At 75.3% G+C, this 2,718-nt stretch carries 2 protein-coding genes and 1 pseudogene; all 3 read right to left on the bottom strand.

From position 1 onward, the window contains the following. Positions 1 to 232: 232 nt before the first annotated feature. Positions 233 to 1,054, bottom strand: coding sequence for an ABC transporter permease (locus C1I97_RS34940; RefSeq protein WP_111006980.1), 822 nt, complete (start codon positions 1,052 to 1,054; stop codon positions 233 to 235). 133 nt (positions 1,055 to 1,187) lie between these two features. Further along, entirely contained in the window at positions 1,188 to 2,162 is a 975-nt protein-coding gene (locus C1I97_RS34935; RefSeq protein ID WP_111006981.1) for an ABC transporter ATP-binding protein, read from the bottom strand. Between the two features lie 118 nt (positions 2,163 to 2,280). Next, a pseudogene (locus C1I97_RS34930) lies at positions 2,281 to 2,718 on the bottom strand (NYN domain-containing protein); the annotation flags it as partial.

Below are 2,718 nucleotides of genomic sequence, written 5' to 3'. Positions count from 1 at the left end.
AGCACCATCTTCACCGTGTGGGCGCTGGCCTACGCGACCAGTGACGCGGTCGGCATGTCCCGCTCGTCGATGCTGTGGGTGGGCGCGCTCGCCAACGTCGTCGCGCTGGGCGCGATCCCGCTGTGGGTGCCCGGAGGAGCGGAACGGCTGTGAGGACCGCCGGTGCGGCGGCGGGGGCGGAGTCAACGGAGCGGTCACCTCGTCATCGTGCCAGTTGCGTCGAAAACCCGCGTCACCGGACGGCCGCCCGGCGATACGCCCAGGTGGCGACGGCCAGCGAGACCACCCCGACCCCGGCGCAGACGGCCATGTCGGTGAACACGAGCGCCCAGTCGGGACGGGCCGCGAAGGTGTGCGCGTACGCCTCCACGCCGTACGTCGACGGCAGCAGGTCGCGCAGCAGCCGTACCGCCTCCGGCATGCGGTCGGGGGGCAGCACGCCGAGCAGCAGCGCCGCCGACATGCCCAACTGCCCGAAGAGGGTGGCGAGCTCCGGGCGCGGCGCGAGCAGCCCGCAGGCCGCGCCGAGCCCGGAGAGCGCGGCGCCGGCGAGCGGGATCACCGCCGCCAGCACCCACAGGTTGCCCAGCGGCAGCCCGAACAGCACGGAGCCGAACACGGCGGTCACGAGCGTGCCCGGCACCGTGAAGGACGCGTACGCGGCCGCCGCGCCCAGCACCACGGCCGCGGGCGGCACCGGCAGCGTCGCGTAGTGGTCGAGCCCGCCGCTGGCCCGCAGCTGCCCGAAGTACTGGGCGAGCAGGTTCAGGGCGACGTAGGCGACGACGACGATCGACGCGCCGGCCACCACGTACTGGGCCTCGCTGCCGTCGCTGACCACGCCCCGCATCATGATCATGATGCCGACGGACTGGAAGGTCGCCACGAACAGCAGCGGGATCCGCGCCACGCGCGCGCGTGACAGCTGGGCCCGGTACACGGCGGCCAGCGACGGCCACAGCCGCGCCGGCGGCCCGAGTCCGGCCGCCTGACCGGCGCCGCCGTCCTGCACGGCCGTCGCGCCCGGCAGTACACCGGCGGGTACGACACTCACGTCGAGCTGCTCCTCTTCCCTACGGCGGACGCCGTTCCGGCGGCGCTCCGGGCACCGCGCGGGTCCCCCGCGGCGCCCGCGCGATCCCGTCGATCCTCCCACCGGTCCGGTACGGACCGGCCGGCCCGCGCGCTCATGCCTTCACCAGCCCCTGCCGGGCGGCGCCACCCAGCGCCAGGTACACGTCCTCCAGGCTGGGCGTGGCCAGGGTGAAGTCGTCCAGGGCGGCGTAGGCGGCCCCGCCGGTGACCGTGGCGACGGCGGCGCGGGCCTCCTCGGGCGCGAGCCGCAGTGTCCAGCGGCGCCCCGACTCCACGGCCCGCTCCTTGAGCGCGGCGACCTCCGTCACCTCCAGGGGCGCCCGTCCCCGCCACACCAGTTCGACGCGCACCTCGCCGGAGACCCGCTCCTTGAGCGCGGCCGGGGTGTCGCAGGCGATGACCCGGCCGCGGTCGAGAACGGCGACCCGGTCGAGGACGGTCTCGGCCTCGATGACGTTGTGGGTGACCAGCACGACCGTGGTGCCGCGCTCGGCGCGCCGCCGGTCGACGGCGGACCACACCGCCCGCCGCGCCACCGGGTCCATGCCGGTGGTCGGCTCGTCGAGCACCAGCAGCGGGCGCTCGCCGACCAGTGCGGCGGCGAGGCAGGCGAGCCTCCGCTGGCCGCCGGAGAGTTTCTTCAGCGGGCGTCCGGCGATCGGCGCGAGGCCCAGTTCGTCCAGCACGGCGTCCCGCTCGGCACGCGCCTGCCCGAGGCCCAGGCCGCGCAGCCGCCCGGTGGTCTCGGCGGCGAGGGAGACGGTCAGCTCGTCCAGGGCGCTGGACTCCTGCCCGAGGTAGGCGAGGATCCGCGCGGCCCGCTCGGGGTGGGCCACGATGTCGTGGCCGAGGATCCGCACGGTGCCGTGGTCGGGGCGCATCAGCCCGGTGAGCTGGCGTACGAGGGTGGACTTGCCGGCGCCGTTCGGGCCGAGCAGTCCGAAGATCTCACCGCGCCGCACGTCGAGTGCGACCCCGTCGGTGGCCCGCACCTCGGGCGCCGCGGGTACGCCGCGCCGGCCGCGCAGCGCGGGATAGGTCTTGGTCAGTCCGCGCACCGCGCACACGACGTCGTCCCCGGGCCGAAGTGCCTGTACCGCGCGCGTCCTCACAAAGCACGAGGGTACGTGGTCGGCGGGCTTCGCTCTCCTTCGGGTCGGCCCCTGCCCCGGTGAGGCCCTCCGCTCAGTCGCCCGCGGGAGCGTGCTCGGCGGAGGTCCGTACGTCGATCTCCCGCCAGAAGCCGGCCCGGATGGCGTACCGGTCGTGCTCGTCGATCTGGTCGTCCTTGTGCGCGAGCAGCCCGAACCGGGCGGCGTAGCGCAGCAGCTCGCCGTCGATGCGGTGCGGGATCCGCGGGTACATCGACGACAGCTTCTGCAGGTGCGCCTGGTCGCCCAGCCGTTCCACCCAGCGCCGGGCGAAGACCTGCCCGACCTCGTACGGGTCGCCGCCGACGGTCGTGATGTCCTCCTCGCGGTCTGCCCACCGCTGCTCGGCCGTGGTCAGCTGGGCGAGGGTCGGCATGGAGGCGGCCTCGGGGGGCTCGGCGGCCACGCCCGGGCGGTCCACCCAGCCGCGGTCGGAGGACCAGCGCAGGGTGGCCGTGGCGGGGTGCTGGAC

Source organism: Streptomyces sp. NTH33 (assembly GCF_003236365.1).
GTDB lineage: Bacteria > Actinomycetota > Actinomycetes > Streptomycetales > Streptomycetaceae > Streptomyces.
This window is presented reverse-complemented; position numbering and strand designations above follow the sequence as displayed.